20 protein-coding genes and 1 tRNA gene are annotated in these 20,917 nt (G+C 57.3%); 13 read left to right on the forward strand and 8 right to left on the reverse strand.

Features of this window, described 5'->3' with window-relative positions; all coding sequences use genetic code 11:
* Positions 1-409: 409 nt before the first annotated feature.
* Positions 410-3,571 (forward strand): glycoside hydrolase family 2 TIM barrel-domain containing protein, encoded by a 3,162-nt coding sequence (locus Q0072_RS18500; protein WP_298333030.1) that lies wholly within the window; start codon positions 410-412, stop codon positions 3,569-3,571.
* 110 nt (positions 3,572-3,681) lie between these two features.
* Here the strand turns inward: Q0072_RS18500 and Q0072_RS18505 are convergent, their stop codons facing one another.
* Complete coding sequence (locus Q0072_RS18505) at positions 3,682-4,101, reverse strand: DoxX family protein (protein ID WP_298333045.1); 420 nt, start codon at positions 4,099-4,101, stop codon at positions 3,682-3,684.
* A 106-nt stretch (positions 4,102-4,207) separates the two neighbouring features.
* On the opposite strand from Q0072_RS18505, the gene Q0072_RS18510 reads away from it, so the two are divergent.
* Entirely contained in the window at positions 4,208-5,110 is a 903-nt protein-coding gene (locus Q0072_RS18510) for a LysR family transcriptional regulator (RefSeq protein ID WP_298333031.1), read from the forward strand.
* Positions 5,111-5,323: 213 nt separating this feature from the next.
* Positions 5,324-6,256: a recombinase zinc beta ribbon domain-containing protein gene (locus Q0072_RS18515; protein ID WP_298333046.1), complete on the forward strand. Its 933-nt coding sequence runs from the start codon at positions 5,324-5,326 to the stop codon at positions 6,254-6,256.
* Here the strand turns inward: Q0072_RS18515 and Q0072_RS18520 are convergent.
* Positions 6,242-6,315 (reverse strand) — tRNA-Gln (locus tag Q0072_RS18520). The genes Q0072_RS18515 and Q0072_RS18520 overlap by 15 nt on opposite strands.
* Before the next feature lie 133 nt (positions 6,316-6,448).
* On the opposite strand from Q0072_RS18520, the gene Q0072_RS18525 reads away from it, so the two are divergent.
* The 4 genes from Q0072_RS18525 (at position 6,449) to sppA (ending at position 10,471) form a co-directional block, all read left to right on the forward strand.
* A complete protein-coding gene (locus tag Q0072_RS18525; RefSeq protein WP_298333032.1) occupies positions 6,449-7,141 on the forward strand; it encodes an alpha/beta hydrolase in 693 nt (230 codons plus the stop codon).
* Complete coding sequence (locus tag Q0072_RS18530; RefSeq protein WP_298333033.1) at positions 7,138-7,614, forward strand: MEKHLA domain-containing protein; 477 nt, start codon at positions 7,138-7,140, stop codon at positions 7,612-7,614. Before Q0072_RS18525 ends, Q0072_RS18530 begins: the two co-directional genes overlap by 4 nt.
* 57 nt (positions 7,615-7,671) lie before the next feature.
* Entirely contained in the window at positions 7,672-8,544 is an 873-nt protein-coding gene (locus Q0072_RS18535; RefSeq protein ID WP_298333034.1) for a rhodanese-related sulfurtransferase, read from the forward strand.
* A 148-nt stretch (positions 8,545-8,692) separates the two neighbouring features.
* On the forward strand, positions 8,693-10,471 hold the full coding sequence (sppA, locus tag Q0072_RS18540; RefSeq protein ID WP_298333035.1) for a signal peptide peptidase SppA: 1,779 nt from the start codon (positions 8,693-8,695) through the stop codon (positions 10,469-10,471).
* A gap of 108 nt (positions 10,472-10,579) precedes the next feature.
* Here the strand turns inward: sppA and clpA are convergent, their stop codons facing one another.
* From clpA to Q0072_RS18555, 3 genes are all read right to left on the reverse strand, one after another.
* On the reverse strand, positions 10,580-12,889 hold the full coding sequence (gene clpA, locus Q0072_RS18545) for an ATP-dependent Clp protease ATP-binding subunit ClpA (RefSeq protein ID WP_298333036.1): 2,310 nt from the start codon (positions 12,887-12,889) through the stop codon (positions 10,580-10,582).
* Positions 12,890-12,979: 90 nt separating this feature from the next.
* Entirely contained in the window at positions 12,980-13,297 is a 318-nt protein-coding gene (clpS, locus tag Q0072_RS18550) for an ATP-dependent Clp protease adapter ClpS (protein ID WP_041659021.1), read from the reverse strand.
* Positions 13,298-13,616: 319 nt separating this feature from the next.
* Positions 13,617-14,441 (reverse strand): hypothetical protein, encoded by an 825-nt coding sequence (locus Q0072_RS18555; RefSeq protein ID WP_298333037.1) that lies wholly within the window; start codon positions 14,439-14,441, stop codon positions 13,617-13,619.
* 161 nt (positions 14,442-14,602) lie between these two features.
* Here Q0072_RS18555 and Q0072_RS18560 point away from each other — a divergent pair, with 161 nt between their 5' ends.
* Positions 14,603-15,214 carry a TIGR00730 family Rossman fold protein gene (locus tag Q0072_RS18560; protein ID WP_298333038.1) on the forward strand — a complete coding sequence of 204 codons (612 nt, stop codon included), beginning with the start codon at positions 14,603-14,605 and terminating at the stop codon, positions 15,212-15,214.
* A gap of 53 nt (positions 15,215-15,267) precedes the next feature.
* The gene (locus Q0072_RS18565; RefSeq protein ID WP_298333039.1) at positions 15,268-15,471 is read left to right on the forward strand and encodes a hypothetical protein; all 204 of its coding nucleotides are present in this window, start codon (positions 15,268-15,270) and stop codon (positions 15,469-15,471) included.
* 85 nt (positions 15,472-15,556) lie between these two features.
* Here the strand turns inward: Q0072_RS18565 and Q0072_RS18570 are convergent, their stop codons facing one another.
* From Q0072_RS18570 to Q0072_RS18580, 3 genes are all read right to left on the reverse strand, one after another.
* Positions 15,557-16,078, reverse strand: a complete 522-nt coding sequence (locus tag Q0072_RS18570; protein WP_298333040.1) for a porin family protein — start codon at positions 16,076-16,078, stop codon at positions 15,557-15,559.
* Positions 16,079-16,497: 419 nt separating this feature from the next.
* Positions 16,498-16,947: an RNA polymerase-binding protein DksA gene (gene dksA, locus Q0072_RS18575; protein WP_041658562.1), complete on the reverse strand. Its 450-nt coding sequence runs from the start codon at positions 16,945-16,947 to the stop codon at positions 16,498-16,500.
* Positions 16,948-17,176: 229 nt separating this feature from the next.
* Positions 17,177-17,599, reverse strand: coding sequence for a flagellar assembly protein FliX (locus tag Q0072_RS18580; protein WP_298333041.1), 423 nt, complete (start codon positions 17,597-17,599; stop codon positions 17,177-17,179).
* Positions 17,600-17,849: 250 nt separating this feature from the next.
* Between Q0072_RS18580 and Q0072_RS18585 the strand changes: the two genes are divergently transcribed.
* The 4 genes from Q0072_RS18585 to Q0072_RS18600 all read left to right on the forward strand — a co-directional run.
* On the forward strand, positions 17,850-18,962 hold the full coding sequence (locus Q0072_RS18585) for a flagellar basal body P-ring protein FlgI (RefSeq protein ID WP_366941853.1): 1,113 nt from the start codon (positions 17,850-17,852) through the stop codon (positions 18,960-18,962).
* A gap of 14 nt (positions 18,963-18,976) precedes the next feature.
* On the forward strand, positions 18,977-19,273 hold the full coding sequence (locus tag Q0072_RS18590) for a rod-binding protein (RefSeq protein ID WP_298333042.1): 297 nt from the start codon (positions 18,977-18,979) through the stop codon (positions 19,271-19,273).
* Positions 19,270-19,710: a flagellar basal-body protein FlbY gene (locus tag Q0072_RS18595; RefSeq protein ID WP_298333043.1), complete on the forward strand. Its 441-nt coding sequence runs from the start codon at positions 19,270-19,272 to the stop codon at positions 19,708-19,710. Before Q0072_RS18590 ends, Q0072_RS18595 begins: the two co-directional genes overlap by 4 nt.
* 92 nt (positions 19,711-19,802) lie before the next feature.
* Positions 19,803-20,917, forward strand: a 1,115-nt coding sequence (locus Q0072_RS18600) for a Tad domain-containing protein (RefSeq protein WP_298333044.1), incomplete at its 3' end; no start/stop codon positions are given.

Raw genomic sequence — 20,917 nt, forward strand, 5'->3', positions numbered from 1 at the left:
AGCGCCACCTTCGCTTTAAAATCACCCGAATACTTCGTGCGTTTGCCTGTCATTTGTCTCGTCCTTCTCAGAGAACGACACAAGCTTAGCACCTTGTCCGATTTTCCGGGACCACCTCAGTCATTGGAAATGGCCCTTGGTATAAAACGCATCCGATCTGTACAGCAATGATAGGCCATGGGCGATCTCTGACTTGGCCTCATACTGAGCGCGACGGTGGCATCGATTTCATTGTGGCATTGCGCCGCCAGCTCGACTTTTCGTCTGAATTTTCTTGATATCGATACCTTTTGATGGCAGGGATTCAAAAAAAAATCTACCAAGGTTGCTATTTCACACAGGGGTAAACGAGACGTCGACATAAACCGAACAGGTTTTTATGTCGCGTGCTGCCCGAGAGAGGAAAATCATGCCCGCTAAAAAACGTGTGCCGTACGCCGCTGCAACAGCATTGGCGACAATACTGTTATCCACCGCTGCCGCAGCCCAGCCTATCGTCCCCGCCAATTCGTCGCAAACCTCGCTTGTTAAGGGGGCCACTGAATGGGAACAGCCGGAGGTGGTGGCGGTTAACCGTGAACCGATGAAGGCGACCTTCTTCAACTTCGAAAGCCGTGATCTGGCGCTCAAGGGCGACAAGGCGGCCTCAAAGCGCTACCTGTCGCTGGACGGAACTTGGGATTTCAAATTCTCCAAAGGCGTCGATAATCGCCCCAAGGACTTCTTTAAGACCGGCGCGAACCTGAGCGGCTGGGACAAGATTCAGGTCCCCGGCATGATTCAGGCGCAGGGCGACGGCAAGTTCGGATTGCCGGAATTCTATAATGCCAAGTACCCGTTTCCCATGAACGAACCCTTCATCCCACACGACCTGATCGAAGTGGGCTCCTATAAGCGCACGTTTGACGTCAGCGCCGACTGGACTGGTCAGGACGTGTTTCTGCATATCGGGGCGGCGGGCGCGGCCTATTACATCTGGGTCAATGGTGAGAAGGTCGGCTATTCGGAAGATTCCAAGCTGCCGTCCGAATTCAATGTGACGAAGTTCCTCAAGCCCGGTCAGAACGACATCGCGCTGGAAATCTACCGCTATGCCGATGGTTCCTACCTTGAGGATCAGGACTTCTGGCGGCTGTCTGGCATTGAGCGTTCGGTCTATCTTTATGCGGAACCGAAGACGCGCCTGCGTGATTTCACCGTGCGCGCCACGCTGGACAAGACCTATACGGACGGCGTGTTTGCGCTGGAGGCCGAACTGGCCGGACAGAAAGGTGCGGCCACGGTGACCGCCACCGTCTATGACGGCGAGACGCAGGTGCTGAAAACCACGGGCAAGGCCAGTGTGGGCAAGCCCGCGCAACTGAGCGGCACGCTCAAGGGCGTCAAGGCGTGGACGGCGGAGACGCCCAACCTTTACCGGCTGGTGATCGAGGTCACGGACGCCAAGGGTAATCTGATCTCAGCGTCCTCGAAGAAGATCGGCTTCCGCACGGTGGAAATCCGCAATGGCGAGGTGCAGGTCAATGGCAAGCGCATCATGATCAAAGGCGTCAACCGCCACGAGCATGATCCCAAGACCTACCGTGTCATGACGCCGGAGCTGATGCGTAAGGATGTCGAGCTGATGAAGCAGGCGAACGTCAATGCGCTGCGCACCTCGCACTATCCGAACGACCCGTATCTCTACGATCTCGCCGACGAATATGGCCTCTACATCATGGATGAGGCCAATATCGAGAGCCATGCCTACCTCAGCGCGGGCAATCGGGCGAAACCCGAAGATCGCATAAAGACTTATCTCGGCGGGCGTCCGCATTGGGATGCGGCCCACCTTGACCGTGTGGTCCGCATGGTTGAACGTGACAAGAACCACCCGTCAATTATCTTCTGGTCACTCGGCAACGAAAGCGGCATCGGCCCAGGCTTTGAGAAGGCTGCCCAATGGGTACGTAAGAAAGACTCTACACGTCTGATTTCTTTTCTGGGACACGGGACACTGGCAGATGAGCATCTGCCGAATGACTACGTGGACATCTACGCCCCCATGTATGATGACATTGAGCGCGCGGAAGACTATGCCGAGAACCCGAAATTTACCCAACCCCTCATTCAGTGCGAATATGCCCACGCCATGGGCAACAGTCTTGGCAATCTTGAAGACTACTGGGTCAGCATTCGAGCCCATAAAAAACTTCAGGGCGGCTTCATCTGGGATTGGGTCGACCAGTTTGTTGACGCTTTAGACGAAAAGGGTCGCCATTACTGGGCGTCCGGCTTTGACCTCAATCCGGCACGTGGGGATAACTCTGTTGTTGGCGACGGCGTATTACAAGCGGATCGCACGCCAGACCCGGAATATTGGGAACTGCAGAAAGTCTACTCCCCGGTCGGGTTCGAAGGAGACCCAAGTTCAGGGAAAGTCACGGTCGTCAATCGCTACGATTTTACAGACCTGTCAGGTTTTGATTTTGATTGGGTAGTCACCGATGACGGCCTTGAGGTCGCAACGGGTCGCTTAAGTGGTGTCAACGCTCAAGCTGCTAGTAAAAATGACTTCGGCTTCACTTCCCCCGCCCTACAACAAAAGGCGTCTGGTGAGCGCATCTTAACCTTACGCGCAAAGGCTAGGGCGAACGCTATCAAAGGCGTTCCAGAAGGAACCGTTTTAGGATTTTCGCAGTTTATACTGAGCGAGCGCCCCACTTCCCCTATGTTGGCCAGCAATGAAGTTAAGACTACCAAAACGGTTGATGCAGTCAATTTGACCGCAGACGGTACCGCCCTAACGGTCAGTACCAAAACCGGGCTGATCACTCTGGTCAAAGACGGTCAAACGCTACTGAACGGCGGCTCACCAAATTTCTGGCGCGGTCTGAACGATAATGACATCGGTGCCGGAGTAAATAAAACGCATGCGCTCTGGAAGACCTTCACTGAGAAGCGAGAGGTTCGCTCGATAGAAACGGGACCTGATTCAGTAAAGGTTCATTTCGCAATTGGACAGGGATCGGTCAAGTTTACAAACACCTATCGAATGCGCAATAACGGCTCTGTTGAAGTGACCGCGGAATTCGAGGCCGTGAAAGACGTACTGCCCGACCCTCTGCGCGTCGGCTTGCGGTTTGATACCCCCCCTAGCCTGGCAAACATTCAGTGGTATGGGCGCGGTCCTCATGAGAGTTATTCTGACCGCAAAACGGGCGCCGCAATTGGCGTTTATAGTGGGAGCCTCGTTTCTCAGTATCATGACTACGGTCGTCCCCAGGAGACCGGTAACAAGGTCGATGTCCGCTGGTTCAGGCTCAGTGATGTCAAGGGTATGGGTTTTAAAGTGACCGGGGCGGCCCCCCTATCCGTTAATGCCCTCGCCTTCCCCTATGAAGATCTTTACGAACGCCCAAAAGGTCAATGGAAATCATCTGAGATCCACCCGCGCGAAAATGGAAGCCTGCTGATAGATCTGGCACAGGCAGGCGTAGGCGGAGACACTGGTTGGAACCTTGATGCGAGATCACACGTCAAGTATCTCGTACCATCGGGTAAAGTAAGCTACAGCTTCATCATCGAGTAGTTCGGGGGCATTCTCCAGAGATTATGCCTGAGAAAGTGCGCGGGCAGCGACAAGTGCCGCGGGCGGTCTTGGCCACCCGCGGCACTGGGGTTGTACAGACGTCAGCGAGATCAGGCGCGCGGCGAGATGGGTGCCTTGCGGCTACGGCCCCACAAAACAAAAACAGCTAGCGCGACGTAGATCAAGTTAAAACCCAGAACGCCGACTTCACCACGGATAAGATGGAAGGGAATGGCGAGAACCTGTATGGCCAAAAGTCCCGCAGCGGCCCAAACCGTCAGCTTTGGCATGATACGGGTAGCCGCCGGCAGGATAACCCCTAAGGCGCCCAGAAACTCTACAAGGGCAATGCCCCTTACCAGAGCGACCGGGGCTGTGGAGGTCCAGAGCAAACCCATTGCGGCGAGATCAGAAATGGGCATCAGCCCTTTCATGTAGGCCGCCATCAGATAAAGGGCGGCAAGGGCAATCTGAGCGCCCCAGATCGCTATGTTCCAGCCTTTCCCGGCCGGTGAAGTTTGGCGTGTCATGGTCAAGTCAGCTTCCTGTAAAAAACCTTGATACCGATGTAACCGCTTCTTCACAGTTGATCATTACAGCTTTTGTTGATGCTTGGTTTCTTAAGGTGAAATAATCATGGATACGCTCGTCAGCGTTCAGGTGTTCGCGGCAGTGGCGGAAACCCGGAGTTTTACGGCGGCGGCCAACCGTTTAGGGCTTTCGACAGCGATGACCAGCAAGCATATCAAGCATCTTGAAGTTAAGGTTGGGGCCCGCCTGCTCAACCGGACCAGCCGCAATGTCAGCCTCACAGAAGCGGGCACCATCTATCTTGAAAGCATTCGCATCTTGGTTGAAGGACTTGAAGAGGCTGAAGCCCGGATTTCACAGACTTCGATCAAGCCATCTGGCCGATTAAAACTCAGCGCCCCCGTCTGGATGGCAACGCCGCAGTTCGCTCATATCATCAGATCCTTTCACGACCAGTGTCCAGATGTTGTACTTGAGCTGGATCTGAGCGCCCGCATGGTGAATCTGGTAGAAGAAGGCTTTGATCTTGCAATACGCGCGGCAAATTCTCTTGAACCTGGACTCATCGGCCGCAAGCTGGGTGATGTTTCTTTTAGACTCGTCGCGGCGCCCGCGTTTTTGGAAAAACACGGCCGGCCGCAGACCTTGGCGGACCTAAAAGGGGCACCCTATCTCGCCTATACCCAGGTGGCGAGGGACGGCAATGTGAGGCTCCCCACCCCCACTGGATCAATTGATATTGGCTTCAAGCCAGTCCTGCTTAGCGGGAATGAAAACCTGCTGATGTTCGCCGCCTGCCAAGGCATGGGTTTCAGCCTGATGCCTGCCTGGCTCGTAGATGAGCAAGTGCAATCAGGCAATCTGGAGCACGTGCTACCCGATCTAGCGAAACCAGTCGCTCCGCTTTATGCGGTTTACCCCGACCGTAGTTACCTGCCCGCAAAGGTCAGGCACTTTCTTGATTTTCTGGTGTCAATGGTTGCAAGACAGCAGCTCTTCAGGTCATGATTCGTTAAACCAGCTATATGCGGGGCGAGAGTGTTGAAATTCGTCTCATTGAAGTTTCTACGGTCTGGAAAAAGGAAAGCGCTGCGGGGAGTTATCCGCTTTTTCCACATGAGCCGATAAAGCCCAGTCGACCAAAGTCTCGACCACGTTTTCCCCATAGCCAGACCGATAGAGGATTGGTGCCCAAATGCTGTCCCGCATAACCTCCGCGAAATTGGCGAGAAGGCGCGAGCTGCCGGCCTGATATTCCGCCGAAGCCGACAAATGGTCCCGTTAAGTTCCATCAGCCGAATCCTTCGCAATCGCATCTACACGGGCGAATTCGAGTGGCTTGGCACGGTTTACCGGGGCAGCCATCAACCCTTGATATCCAAGGATCTATGGCAGATCGCTCAGGATTTGATGGATGGACGCTACATCAGCAAGCTCCCCCATACGGGCGGCACGGTTCGCGACTTTGCCTTCACCGGAATGATTGCCTGCGGGCATTGTGGCTGCGCCATGGTCGCCGAAATCAAGAAAAACAAATACATCTACTATCACTGCACGCAAAATAAGGGCCGATGCCCTGAGCGAAAGTGGGTGCGTGAAGAGACGCTCATACAGCAGTTTTCTGCATTGCTGTTGAAGCTGCGGTTTAATTGGAAAGTGTACGATCTTGTCGTCAGGGCACTGAAGAGCAGCCTTGCCGTCGAGCGTCAGGAACATGCCCAAGCCCTCAACCGCGTGAAGGGTGAGTTGGATCGGTTGAACCAGCGCCTGGAAGCCCTCTATATCGACAAGCTCGACCGCCGAATTAGTGATGCGTTCTATTTTAGAACTTCAAGTCAGTGGAAAGAAGAGGCCAGGCGATGCGAAGATGAGCTTCTAAGGCTTAATGGTGCTGGGGAATCGTACATGGACGAAGGGGTCAGCCTTCTGACGCTGGCCCAAGACGCTCATTCAATCTTCGAAAAACAGGAAGGAATGGCCCAAAGAAAGCTATTAAATTTCGTCTTCCAGAACTGCATTTGGAAGAACGGGGAATTGATCGCAGATTATCGCCAACCATTTGATATGCTGCAGGAAACAGCATTAAAATCGCTGAACAGCGAACACCCAAAAGGGTATGATGATGCAGGAAAAGAAAATTGGCTGGGGAACTAGGACTCGAACCTAGAATGACGGTACCAAAAACCGGAGTGTTACCATTACACCATTCCCCAGCAGGTCTTTAGAGAGTCTTTGAAAGACTTGCTGTCCTCGTTTTTCTCAGCGAGAGGGCGCTTCACTAACCCAAGCTTTTATGACATGCAATCCCCTCCTTGAAATTTTCCCCAACTTCTCTGGATTTAGCTAATGACTGCTCCTCTGCTGATCCTGCTGCCCGGAACCGATGGTACAGGGGTGTTTTTTGAGGGCCTCATTGAAGCACTTAAAGCCTTTTGCGAGATAAAGGTGCTACTCTATCCGCAGAACGGCGATCAATCCTACGAACACCTTGGCCGCCACCTTTTGTCAGAGTTACCTACAGACCGTGATTACATTTTGGTGGGTGAGTCGTTTGGCGGCCCTTTGGCAATCTGGTTGGCGACACATGCGACCGTCAAACCCATGAAGTTAATTTTAGGCGCGACTTTCGCCGCGTCGCCTTTTTCGAGACCAGGACAATGGATAGCGCCTCTTGTGCCATTGACGCGTTTTATCCCACTACAAAAATGGCAAATAAGGTTTATGCTTTTCAACGGTAGGCACGGGCAATGGGCCGTCCAAATTTTTGAACAGACCCGTTTCATAGATCGCCGGACTCTCCTGTCGCGCGTACAAAGTGTGCTGCGATGTGACATGAGAGCGGCGCTTTCAGCACTCTCAATCCCTGTTCTTTGCCTGAATGCGACAAAGGATCGGCTTTTACCGCCGTGGTTGCCACGTCATTATCCACAGCAGAGCAATATTCGCATCGTCGATCTCCCTTTACCCCATATGATTTTTCAATGCGCACCGGACACAATCGCTAAAAATCAAATCCTTCCGTTTCTTATGAGTACATGATGTCACCTGCTCTCGACCCTGATGTTCAGGCTTATAACCGGCTGATGGCCCACAGCTTCCACCATTTTACCGGACAGGAAATTGTCACTCATGCCGCGACGCTGAGCGATGCCGAGTTGGCCGAGGCCCTGCTTGCAGCTCCGCAGGCAATTGTGTCTCACGGCATCGAAGCCGACCCCATCTTTCGTTATGCCAATGCACAGGCGCTGGACCTATGGGAAATGGACTGGGACGCCTTTACCCGTCTGCCCTCGCGCCAATCCGCAGAACCCGACAACGGCATACAGTCCGACCGTAATGCCCTACTCAAAGCCGCGCTGGCGCAGGGATATGTCGATCATTACGCCGGCATCCGCGTGTCCGCCAGCGGTCGGCGCTTCTATATAGAAGACACCGTCCTGTGGAATGTCGTCGATGAGGCCGGCACCCGTCACGGGCAAGCCGCGTTTATCCGGCGCTGGCGTTTCCTGTAAGCATCGCGACATCCCGCCCCCTTTCGTGAAGGCGGGCTTTGTGATAGCTCCCGCCGCATGTCACAGCCGCCCTACGTCATTGCCGCCTTCTATCACTTCTTCGACTTTCCCGATTTCGAAGCGCATCAGGCCCCGCTTCTCGAACGGCTGAAAGGGCTGGGCATCAAGGGATCGCTGCTGATCACCTCCGAAGGCGTCAACTCGACCATGGCCGGCACGCGCGAGGCCATAGACAGTTTCCTGACCCATCTTCAGAGCGAACTGATCGGCGAACCGATCGTACGGAAAGAGTCCTATGCGGACACCCAACCCTTCGGCAAGGTGCGCGTGCGCCTGAAGAAAGAGACGATTTCGCTGGGGGAGCCGGTCAATCTGACCCGCCGCGGGCACTATGTCGAGCCGAAGGACTGGAACGATCTGATCCGCCGCAACGACGTGGTGATCCTCGATACGCGGAATGATTACGAGGTCAATCTGGGCACCTTCAAGGGGGCCATTGACCCGAAAATCCCGACCTTCAAATTCCTGCCTGAATGGACGCGCCAGCACGCCGATCAGCTTAAAGGTAAGAAGATCGCCACCTTCTGCACCGGTGGCATACGTTGCGAGAAATACACCGCCTGGATGATGGAAAACGGCTTTGACGAGGTCTATCACCTCAAGGGCGGCATCTTGCAGTATTTCGAGGACGTTCCCGCCGAAGAGTCCTTATGGGATGGCGAATGCTTCGTCTTCGATGAGCGCATCGCCGTCGATCATCACCTCAATCCGTCGCAAACCGCCGTCCTCTGCCTCTATTGCGACCACGCCCTGACGGCCGAGGATCAGCAAAGCCCGCTGTACCAAAAGGGCGTCTCCTGCCCGCATTGCCACGGCGACCCGAAATATCAGCATGACCGTGAGCCCGCAGCGGGCCGCACCAAATTCTGACGATTGCCTGTCCGTCTTATTACACGGTCTTCATTTGACCTTATCGTAAGGCACGCTATGGTGCGCGCTTGAGTGCGCGTGCGTCGCCCATCGTGGTTCCGGCGCATTTTGATATAGCTGCACCCAATTCGGGGATGACGTTCGTCACATGAAACAGTTTTTCATTACGGTAGCCGCCGTATTCGCCGCCTTTGTGCTGTTCTTCGTCGGTGTGCCCTTCCTGCTCATCACCATGATCGCTGCGGCATCCAAGCCGACCACGCCATCGGCCATCACGCTGGTGGTTGATCTGCGCGAAGGCCTGACGGATCAGACGAGGTCCGATCCGTTCGCCTTCATCACAGGCCGACCGCTGTCCACCATGGACATCGTCACTTCGCTTTATCACGCGGCCGACGACAGCAAGGTCAAGTCCGTGTTGATCCGTCTGCCCGAAGGCGGACTGATGCCCGCCGCCGCTCAGGAAATCCGCACGGCCGTCCGCTACGTCCGCAGCAAGAATAAGCCGGTCTATGCCCATTCGCAGGGCCTGTATCCCTCGACTATGGTGCTGGCTTCCTACACGGTGGGCACGGCGGCGACCGAATTCTGGATGCAGCCGCGGTCATCGTTTCAGGTGACCGGCATTGCCACTGAGGAAATGTTCCTCAAGCGCGCCTTTGACAAGTACGGCATCACGCCGCAATTCCAGCAGCGCTATGAGTACAAGAACGCCGTCAACCCCTACCTGCAAAGCGACTTCACCCCGGCGCACCGCGAAGCCACCCTGTCGTGGATGGGCTCGGTCTATGACTCGCTGATCAGCGACGCCGCCACCGACCGCAAGGACGCCAAGCTGGATGCCGCTAAGCTGAAAACCATCCTCGAAGCCGGTCCCTACAGCGCCGAGCAGGCCAAGGAAATGGGCCTGATCACCAACCTCGGCCAAGTGCAGGAAATCGAAGAGGCCGCCAAGGCCAAGGGCGGCGCGGACACACAACTGATGGACATTCAGTCCTATGCGGCGACCACCGTATCGACCGGCAGCCAGACCATCGCCGTTATCAATGGCGAAGGCCCGATCATGACCGGTAAAGGGTCTGGCGGCGGCTTCGGCAGCGAAGCCCAGATGCTCTCCGACGATGTGGCTCAGGCCTTCTACGACGCCGTCGAAAATGACAAGGTCAAGGCCATCGTGTTCCGCGTCTCTTCGCCAGGCGGGTCAGATACCGCCTCCGAGCAGATTTCGCGCGCCCTCGCCTATGCCAAAAAGTCCGGTAAGCCGGTCGTGGTGTCTATGGGTGATTACGCGGCATCGGGCGGTTACTGGGTTTCGGCAGGGGCCAGCGCCATTGTTGCCAACCCGACCACCCTTACCGGCTCGATTGGTGTCTATGGCGGCAAGATGGCCATTGGCGAAGCGGCTTCCCGCTTTGGCGTCGATTTCCGTCAGATCGGTGTCGGCTCGGAATATGCTGGCGCCTATTCCGCTGGCAAACCCTTCACCGAAAAGCAAACGCAGGCCATCTCTAACTGGATGGACACCATCTATAACGCTTTCATCGGCCACGTCGCCGAAGGCCGCAAGCTGGCCCCCGAACGCGTGCGTGAAATCGCCAAGGGCCGCGTCTGGACCGGCGCTCAGGCCAAGCAACTGGGACTGGTCGATGAGACCGGCGGCTTCTACGCGGCGGTGGCCAAGGCCAAGAAATTGGCCAAGATCGGTGACGACGTGAAGGTGAAGCTGGTCAACTACCCCAACAACAAGTCACCCTTCGCCATGTTCGGCAAGGGCGTCGAGGCCAGCGCCAAGGGCTTCGAAGCCCTGTCCTTCCTCGGCTGGGCCGCCAGCGATCCGCGCGCCCAGATGATCATGAAGGAAGCCCGCGACGCACGCCTGCGCGAGCAAGGTGCCAGCGTCCTGGCTCCGGAACCCTATGCGCCGTAGAGCTGGGCGTCAGCACTGAAACAAGAAACCCTCCGGAGCGATCCGGAGGGTTTTCTTTAGGGTTAAGTGATGTGGGGTCACGGACCCCACACCCCATAAGTTACAGGCTTAGTCCACCGCCTCGGCGCGCGAGGCATTCTTGTCCTTCGCCGGCGTGATATCGAAGGCGATCTTGCCCTCGGCCAGCTTGACCAGAATATGCCCACCACGCACCAGCTTGCCGAACAGGATCTCGTCCGCCAGCGGCTTCTTGATGTTCTCCTGAATAACCCGCGCCAGCGGACGCGCGCCATAGAGTTCGTCATAGCCGTTCTCAGCCAGCCACTTTTCGGCATCCGGCGACAGCTCGATCGTGATGTTGCGGTCGGCCAGTTGCATTTCGAGCTGAAGGATGAACTTCTGCACGACCTGCCCGATGACCTCCGGCTTGAGTTGACGGAAGGTGACGATGGCATCGAGGCGGTTACGGAATTCCGGCGTGAACAGGCGCTTGATGGCCACCTCGTCCTCACCCGACACCTTTTCGCGTCCAAAGCCAATCGAGTTCTTCTGATTGTCCGAAGCCCCCGCATTGGTGGTCATGATCAGCACCACATTGCGGAAATCGACCTTCTTGCCCACGGCATCGGTAAGCGTACCGTTATCCATCACCTGAAGCAGGATGTTATAGATATCAGGGTGCGCCTTCTCAATTTCGTCGAGCAGGACGATGGCGTGCGGCGTCTGATCCACCGCGTCGGTCAGAAGGCCGCCCTGATCGTGGCCGACATAGCCCGGAGGGGCCCCGATCAGCCGCGACACGGTGTGACGCTCCATATATTCCGACATGTCGAAGCGCAGCAGTTCGATGCCCAGCGTTTGCGACAACTGCTTGGCCACCTCGGTCTTGCCGACGCCGGTCGGACCGGAGAAGAGGTAGGAACCGATGGGCTTGTTGGCGTCGCGCAGACCCGCGCGGGCCAGCTTCATCGCGGCCGAAAGCTGCTCGATGGCCTCATCCTGACCGAAGACGACCCGTTGCAGGTCGTTGGTCAGGTCGCGCAGCGCCTCCGTATCGGTCTTGGACACCGACTTGGACGGGATGCGGGCGATCTTGGCGATCACGGTTTCGATCTCTTTCGGCCCGATGACTTTCTTGCGCTTGCCTTCCGGCAGGATCACCTGCAAGGCCCCGGCTTCGTCGATGACGTCGATCGCCTTGTCCGGCAGCTTGCGGTCGGTGATGTAGCGCGCCGACAGCTCGACCGCGGTCTTGATGGCGGCATCGGTGTATTTCAGATTGTGGAAGGTCTCATAGTAAGGCTTGAGGCCCTTCAGAATCTTCACCGTGTCGTCCAGCGTCGGCTCGGTCACGTCGATCTTCTGGAAGCGACGGACCAGCGCCCGATCCTTCTCGAAGTGCTGCCGATATTCCTTATAGGTGGTCGAACCCATGCAACGCAGGGCCCCAGACGCCAGCGCCGGCTTCAGCAGGTTGGAGGCATCCATGGCCCCGCCCGACGTCGCCCCGGCACCGATAACGGTGTGGATTTCGTCGATAAACAGGATGGCATTGGGGTGCGCCTCAAGCTCCTTGACCACCTGCTTGACGCGCTCTTCGAAGTCCCCGCGGTAGCGGGTCCCGGCCAGCAGCGTGCCCATGTCGAGCGAATAGATGGTCGCCCCGGCCAGCACCTCAGGCACCTCGCCTTCGACGATCTTCTTGGCCAGGCCCTCGGCGATGGCCGTTTTGCCGACGCCCGGATCACCGACCAGCAGCGGGTTATTCTTGGTGCGGCGGCACAGGATCTGAATGGCGCGCTCGACCTCGGCCGAACGCCCGATCAGCGGATCGACCTTTCCGTGACGCGATTTCTCATTCAGATCAACGCAATAGGCCGCCAAGGCATCGGTCGAAGCCGCCTTGCCCGACTTTTCCTCCGAAGAGGGCGCGCCATCTTCGGACGATCCGCGCACCGTGCGCGGCTCGGACGCACCGGGCTTTTTGGCGATGCCGTGGGCGATATAGTTGACCGCATCGTAGCGCGTCATCTCCTGCTCCTGCAGGAAGAAGGCTGCGTGGGATTCACGTTCGGAGAAGATGGCCACCAGCACATTGGCACCGGTCACTTCGTCACGGCCCGACGACTGCACATGGATCACCGCGCGCTGAATGACGCGCTGGAACCCGGCGGTGGGCTTGGCTTCTTCGGAATGGGGAACGACCAGGGATTTGAGGTCGGTTTCGATATAGGCCGTCAATGCGGTCCTGAGCTTGGTCAGATCGACATTACACGCCGTCATGACGCCTGCGGCATCGACGTCATCGACGAGGGCCAGCAGAAGGTGCTCCAGGGTCGCGTACTCATGGTGATGGGTGTTCGCATGACCCACCGCGCGATGCAGGGTTTCTTCGAGAGCGCTTGAAAACGATGGCATGTCGGCCTCTCCTTGGAGCAAAAAAGCGGGTACAGGGTAGTCTTATGTCTCCTCGATGAACGGGGGCTGAAAGTCGGGTTCAAGCGATCCTCAGTCCTTCTCCATCGTACACTGGAGAGGGTGTTGGTGTCTTCGGGCCATGTCCACCACCTGGGCGACCTTGGTTTCCGCGACCTCATAGGTATAGACCCCGCAAACGCCGACGCCCGTCTGATGGACGTGCAGCATGATACGGGTGGCGTCCTCGCGCGACTTGTTGAAGAATCGCTCCAGCACGTACACGACGAACTCCATAGGGGTATAGTCGTCGTTGAGAATTAACACGCGATAAAGAGAGGGTTTCGCCGCCTTGGGCTTGGCGTCGATGACGGCAAACGGCGCATTGGCCGGTTTGTCCACATCGGTCACCGGGGCCTTCGGGGCGCGCGCCGCCTCAACCGGCGAATTTGCCGATGTCGGATGGCGCAGCAGGGAGGGACCAAACGTCAAACCTGTCCTCTTAACTGGGCGACGGGCAGGCGAACCACCCTTCGTCTTTTGAGACTCACACGAAGCTGAAAACCTTACGGAGAGAATGCTCCGACAGTTTTCGCCTGACTTCAAGATAGTGCAAACTTTAATCCTGTTAAGAGGCCGCTACGCACATATTTGCGTTATTCGCATCACAGTTTGCGCAACTGCGTTACAAATATGTCGTCAATGACGCATAGCAAAACAGTCAGGCGGTTCAGAACACGACCGTCGTCTGAAGGCCGCCGCCGCTGATGGCCCAGTCTACATACCACGCCGCCCCCGTCAGGGAGGCCCCTTCTGTCGAAGGTTGCCGCAGGCTGACCTGCCGCGTTTCGAAACGGTCGCGGGCGCGTATGCCGATGGTGACCGTGCCATTGCGCAAGCCACCCCTGACCGGTAAGGCCGCCGTGTAGACCCCGTTTTCGCCTGAGCGCACCTCAAGCGCGGGCTGGCCGTCGATTTCCACATCGACCATCACACCGGGATCGGTGCGACCAGACACCGCCATAGCCCCGCCCGCATCGTAATCGACGACGGCAACAAGACCCGCCTGCGGCCACAAAGGCAGGGCCGACGCGCCGGGCCGCAACAGCACCGAGCGCGGTGGGGCACCGATATCCGAGGCGGGCGGTACAAACAGACGCCCCTCGGCGCGCATCAAACGCCCTTCGGTCTCCATGGCCAGATCGTAAAAGCTCCCCCCCGACATCTGCGGCAGGCTGGCCTGAAAGCGTCCGTCACTACCCGCCGTGACTCCATAGGCCTGTCCGGAAGGGCTGGTCAAACGCACGCGCGCTTCGGGCAGAGCCGCGCCCGTGACCAGCAATTCACCGGCGGCGGTCACCGCCACTGAGGTCACTTCGGGCGATTTCACATAGCCGCGATTGGTCGCCACATAGTCGGCGACCTCGACCTTTTCCGGGGCCTTGTCGCCGCAACCGGACAACAGCACGACCGAAGCGACGCACAGCGCCATATTGCTCAGCTTTAAACCCATCGGAACGCCGATACCTTTCAGCAGGCCTATCACAGCCTGCAAATCTCACGCAGAGAACACGTCTGTCCTCGTTGAAAAGCGTTGCGCACGCAAGGCAAAGCCCTCTAATTTACGACGACATTCATTTGTTTACGCGATTGACCATATCGTTTGTCACCGGCGGCAATCAAGCCCGCCTGCGACCATAGTTCCAAGGATTAGCGATGCCCGACTCCGTCTCCCCTGCCTCGCCGCGCCCTATCCTGTCGGTGTGCATCTATTGCGGTTCGTCAGACGCCGTCGATCAGCGCTATAAGGACGAGGCACGGGCACTGGGGCAGATTCTGGCTCAACATCAGTTGCGCCTTGTCTATGGCGGCGGCGGTGTCGGCCTGATGGGCGAGGCGGCGCGCGGTGCGTCTGCGGCCGGCGGCAAGGTGCTGGGTATTATGCCGCAATTCCTGCGCACAAAGGAACGCCTGCTCGATGAGGTCGAAACCATCGTCGTGCAGTCGATGCACGAGCGCAAGATGATGATGTTCGAAGAGGCCGATGCCTTTGTCGTCCTGCCCGGCGGGGTCGGGACGCTGGAGGAAGTCATCGAGCTTCTGTCGTGGCGGCGGCTCGATCTGCACAAGAAGCCGATCATCTTCCTTAATTCGGGCGGCTTCTGGCAGCCCTTCTTCGATCTGGTCGATTTCACCGTTGGCAAAGGCTTCACCCCTGACGCCTTCCGCAACACCTATAAGAGCGTGGATACGGTCGAAGAGGTGTTAGGGGCTATAGCCGAACTGGCCTCGCATGATGAGGAAATAGACACGCGCCGCGTGCTGTAACCGGATCGCTTCTTTAGGCGTGTGAGGACAATCTCAGGGTAAAGGAGATGCCCATGTCTGATCTGCCCCCGCGCCATGAACCGCCGAAAAAGAATGGCTTGACCGATTACGGCCCCAAGACCGGGGCCGCCAGCGACCACCCCTACGATTTTGACGAGATCCCCCCTCCCCCGGCAACGGAGGGAACACCGCCGGATGCGCATACCGACATCGACAGCGAGGCCGACCTTAATGATCCCATGGTTCGGCGCGAGTAAGACGAGTCGTCCGGCTGCCTGATAAAAAAAAGCGCCGTCTCCGGCAAGGGAGACGGCGCGATAAACGCTTTAATCCAGTTATGGCTTAGAAGCGGCGGACGTAAGACACCTGGAAGGCCTTAACGTCGGCATCATCGAAGTCGTACTTGGTGAGATCGGCGCGCACGCCGTTCAGGCCACCATTCGGGAAGTAGCGCACGCCGACGCCATAGGCGACCGAAGAGTCATCCAGCGACGCCGAGATATTGTTGTTGAGCTTCACCTTGATCTGACCCTTTACGGCACCCACGCGGCCGATCAGGTCCACATTTTCAGACACCGGCAGCGAGCCCACAACATAGGCACCCAGCGTGTAATCGACCTTGGCCTTGATGCCGTCGATCTTCTTGTCCTGCACGCCGAAAGCGGCTTCGGCTTCCACGGCGACGTGACGGTTGAAGGCATAGCCCGCCGTCGCGTTCAGGACGCCAAAGTTTTCATCTTCGACGCGCACAACAGAGGCGCCACCCTGAACATAGACCTTCGAGGGGGCTTCGGCGGCCTGAGCCGAGGCAGCCGCCGCACCCAGGGCGGCAACAAGAGCGAGAGTAGAAACCGTTTTAGACATGTGCGTCCTCATTTAATATATTACCGCAATACGGACACAGTTCCAGCGTTTATCAGGAAAAAGTCGCATTGCAAACAATCGCTTAATACCACGCCCAACCGGCGTGCATCAGTGAGAGCGCGGAGATAGGGATGCGACCGCAGCCGGTCAATGACCCGTCGTAAAAAAGAGAGGGATAAAAGTCATTGTCGCAAAATTGCAACATTACTATCCACAGGCGAGTACCATTCGCAGACAAAAAGCCCGCGCACGTTTCCATGTCGGGGTTTTTAGGTGTCAAAATAAGGGCTTGATTAAGGCACCAAGAACGACGGCTTCTCAATCCGGCGTCGCCTTTCACCTATGGCGGAATAATTTCTACGGGAATCATTCCGCTTTAAATGAAAAAGGGCACCCTCACCGGTGCCCTTTCTCTTTATTCAATCATCGCGGTGAACGCGCTCAGAGCGTTCGTGACGTTCCTGCGCTTCGATAGACAGCGTCGCGGTCGGGCGCGCCTCAAGCCGCCCCAGACCAATCGGCTCACCCGTCTCTTCGCAGAAGCCGTAAGAGCCGTCGTCGATACGGGCGATGGCTTCGTCGATCTTGGAGATCAGCTTGCGCTGACGGTCGCGGGTCCGCAATTCCAGCGCGCGGTCAGCTTCCGAAGAGGCCCGGTCCACCAGATCGGGGTGGTTTTCCGTTTCCTTCTGCATGACCGAAACGGTTTCTTTCGACCCGGCCAGGATTTCAGTCTTCCACGAGATCAGCTTTTTTCGGAAATAGGCGAGCTGACGCTCATTCATGTATTCTTCGTCGTCCTTGGGACGATAGGCATCGGTATCGGATTTGGAAAGCTCGACAGCGCTCATCTTTGCACCACACCCCATGACATTGTTTGTCGGCACCCTTGGTTTTAGCCCCGAATTGAGACGTTACCTGCCGCTACGTCCCTCCCTGCAAGAACAGGGCCCCATATGGACGTACCCGCACGGGTCCGATGGCGCGGCTTATACCCGTGGAATCACCCGTGAACAATCACGTTTTCTTTACTCTAACTGGGTTTCAATGGTGCAGCGCACACGCCGTCATCACACAGGCTTCGCGTCACAGGGGAATTTACATCAGCCTGCGCTTGGCCAGTTCGACATAGGCGCGGGTTTCAATTTCGTTCAGTACGCTTTGCAGCCCCTGATCCTCGACCTCTTCGCGCTGAAGTTCGATCATCTTTTGCAGCGACAAAAGCGCACCATCGTCGATAGTGCCGCCCAGAAGCGCCAGCTTCAACTCTTCCAGCGCTTCGAGAATATCCTGAGAGCGCTTGATCTGACGGCGACGGCGGCCGTGAAGCACGTCGTCTTCGGCCTGCAAGGCCAGCAGGGCATCAATACCGCCCAAAGACAGGGCCTGCGACACCGAGGCCGCAGACGCGCTTGACTTCGTTTCGGATGATCCGTTCAGCGAAAAGCCGCCAGACGCGCGGCGCGGCGCATTGCTCCCGCCCACAGTGGTCGGTCCGGCCGGTCCGTTGATCTTGATCATGCTTGCCCCATTCAGCGGTGATATGGTCATGTCGGGGCCGTTCTGGCGATAAAGACGCGAAACCCTCTTCTAAGGGTGTACAGACGGTGAGTATTTGCCTGCCCGTGGTTTCCAAGCCCTTAACGGCCCGGCAGTTTTTTCCCCCGCCGCATAGAGCCAAGCCCAGATTACTGATTTTTATAATCTTTTTCTCTGGCACGCATTTCGCAAACACTCAAACATGGTTAATGCCCTTTGTGTGGACATGCGTATGCGCCTCCTGATTGCCGCCCTCGCTACCTTTTTGTCGCTTTGTGCGCCGGTTTTCGGGTTCGCCGAAGCCGTGGCCGCCTCGCGCATCAAGGATATTGTTGATATTGAAGGCGTGCGTAAGAACCAACTGGTGGGCTATGGCCTTGTTGTCGGTCTGAACGGCACGGGCGACACGGTGCGCAACGCCCCCATGCTGAAACAGACCATGGAGAGCATGATGGGCCGGTTAGACGTCAATATCCGTGACGCGTCGCTGAATACCAAAAATGCCGCTGTGGTCATGGTAACCGCCGAACTGCCGCCCTTTGCAGCCCCCGGCGCGCGCATTGACGTCACGGTCTCGGCCATGGGCGACGCCAAGAGCCTGCTGGGCGGCACCCTTCTGGTGACGCCGCTGCTGGGGGCCGACGGCGAAGCCTATGCGGCGGCGCAAGGCTCGATCCAGACCGGATCGGTGTCTGCGGGCGGGGCGTCGGGGTCGTCCGTGACAAAGGGCGTGCCGACCGCCGGGCGTATCGCGTCGGGCGGCATTATTGAACGCGAAACCGGCTTTGATTTCAATGCCATGCCCATTGTGCGCCTGACGCTGAAAAACCCGGATTTCACCACGGCCAAGCGCATCGCCGATACGGTCAACAAGGCCTATCCCGGCACGGCCTTTGCCGACAACCCGACCGTGGTGTCGGTACGCAACCGGCCGGAAATGAACATGATGAGCTTCATTACGGCCATTGAACAAATGCCGGTTACCGTCGATACCCCGGCCAAGGTGGTGATTGATGAGGTCAATGGCGTCATCGTCATCGGCGAAAATGTCCGCGTCTCGCGCGTCGCCATTGCGCAAGGGAATCTGACCATCCGTGTTGATGAGCGCCCCTTCGTGAGCCAACCGGCTCCCTTCTCGCAAGGCCAGACCACAGCCGTCCCCGACAGCTCGGTAAGCGTCGAAGAGGAAAAGGGGAAACGGCTCTATGAGCTTAAAGAAACCTCCTCACTTGGCGATCTGGTCAATGGTCTGAATGCGCTTGGCGTCAGCCCGCGCGACATGATCTCCATTCTGCAAACCATCAAGGCCTCCGGCGCGCTGCAAGGCGATATTGAGGTAATGTAATTCCCATGAGCCCTATGGATAAAACTGTCTCGAACCCCGTAGACGTCAGGCCTTTTTCACTGTCCCCGCAGAAGACCCGCGACCCGAAAAAGGTCGGCGATGACTTTGAAGATATGGTCATTTCCCAGATGCTGAAACCGATGTTCGAAGGTCTTTCGACCGACGGCATGTTCGGCGGCGGCGAAGGCGAAGAGGCTTTTCGATCCGTCTATCTCGACGCCCTGGCCGGTCAGGTGGTAAAATCCGGCGGTGTCGGCATTTCCGCTCAGGTTCAGAAACAACTGCTTGCCCTACAGGAGGCGCACTCATGAGCATTTCCGCCCGCGACGCCGATGACTATGCCGCGCAGCTTCTGGTCCTCACCGAGCGCCTGACCGGACGCCTGACCGATGAAACCGAGGCGCTTGAGGCGCACCGTCCGCTCGATATCCGCGAGTCGGTCGAAGAGACGCGCAGCCTGTCGGCCCTGTATCGTCAGGAAAGCGCCCGCCTCAAGGCCGATCCGTCGCGTCTTACAGGGCTGAGCGCCGCCCACAAACAAAGCCTGCGCAAGGCCACCGAAACCTTTGTGGCCATATCGGAACGCCATGCCCGTGCCGTCGAGGCCGCCAAGACCATCTCCGAAGGTCTGATGAAGGCCATAGCCGACTCGTTGAACGAAACGCGCAAACCCAGCCTGACCTACGGCCCCGGCGCCTCTATCAAGGATCGCGCACCTCAGTCGCTGAACTACGGCTTCAAGGCGTAAAATTCAGAAACCGGTGTCATTTTTCCGGCGTAGCTTAAACATGTGTTCACAAGGATACGCTACCAATGGTGGCGATTATCGGGAAATGAACCATGTCTGTACCCCTTGTCACGCACCTTCGACGCGATGTTTCGCATAGAGGCGGCAATGCGACGCTTGTCTTCGCCCTGTCTCTGATGGCCATGGCTGGCACCGTTGGGGGTGCCATTGACCTGAATAACTACTATTCCGTGAAGGCAAAACTACAGGACGCTATGGACGCGTCGGTATTAGGGGGCCTGCGTCAGGAGACATCCCAGCGTAGTACAGTTGCCACGCGCATCTTCGCCTCAAACCTGCCCGAAGGCCTCAGCGCCACACCGGGATACACGACAGACAAAACAACTCTAACCGGAACCGTGGCTTATAATAACCGCACGGCCTTGCTGGGATTGTTCGGTATTTCCAGCCTGACCATCAATGTTACCGCCACGGCCGTGGGCACGGCGTCCAGCCAATCAACAGGGCCTTGTATTCAGGTGCTTGATCCGTCGGGCTCGCAGGCGCTGCTGGTCAATTCCGGCGCCAAAATAACCGCGCCCAACTGCGAAATTCAGGTGCGTTCAAAAGGCAATCCGGCCGCCATCTTCAATTCGGGCTCAAGCCTGAACTTCAAGAAGGTGTGCATCGAAGGCAGCACTGTCATTCGTAACTCGACCACGGTGGACCGCCTGAGCCTGTCGTGTCCCACCGTTGCCGATCAGTGGGCGTCGCTTATCCCGACGGTGGCCAGCACGCCGTGCACGGTGTCGAATGGCAACTATAACACCAACAGCGTGAGCCTCACCCCCGGCGTTTATTGCGGCTGGTTCAACTTCAACAATTCGTCGGCTACGGTCAGTTTTGCCCCCGGCCTGTACGTCATCCGCAGCGGCGGCTGGAACGTCAATGGCGGCACCTGGACGGGTAAGGGCGTCACCTTCTATTTCGAGGACACCTCAAAGATCCAGTTTAACTCCGGCATTTCCGCCGACCTGACTGCGCCTGACGCCGGCACTTACAAAAACCTGCTATTCTTTGAAAAGCCGGGTCTGAGCAATACAGACTTCATCTTCAACAACGCCGTGGCCAACCATATGGACGGTGTGATCTGGCTACCCAGCCGCAATGTCACTTTCAATGCACAATCAAAAATGAGCAGTGACAAGCTGTCGATGGTGATGAACCG

It is taken from the genome of Asticcacaulis sp., assembly GCF_027484505.1.
GTDB lineage: Bacteria > Pseudomonadota > Alphaproteobacteria > Caulobacterales > Caulobacteraceae > Asticcacaulis.